1 protein-coding gene is annotated in these 223 nt (G+C 42.2%); it reads left to right on the top strand.

The features are described 5' to 3' along the window. Window positions 1-54: 54 nt before the first annotated feature. On the top strand, window positions 55-223 hold a 169-nt coding region (locus HMPREF0308_RS12860), incomplete at its 3' end, for a helix-turn-helix domain-containing protein (protein WP_005532566.1).

Raw genomic sequence — 223 nt, 5'->3', positions numbered from 1 at the left:
TAGTCAACACGCACGGTGTTAGATATTTATCCCTTGCGGTGATAGATTTAACGTATGAGCACAAAAAAGAAACCATTAACACAAGAGCAGCTTGAGGACGCACGTCGCCTTAAAGCAATTTATGAAAAAAAGAAAAATGAACTTGGCTTATCCCAGGAATCTGTCGCAGACAAGATGGGGATGGGGCAGTCAGGCGTTGGTGCTTTATTTAATGGCATCAATG

It is taken from the genome of Corynebacterium striatum ATCC 6940, from assembly GCF_000159135.1.
Lineage (GTDB): Bacteria > Actinomycetota > Actinomycetes > Mycobacteriales > Mycobacteriaceae > Corynebacterium > Corynebacterium striatum.
The sequence above is the reverse complement of the archived record's forward strand: the minus strand, read 5'-3'. Positions and strand labels throughout refer to the sequence as shown.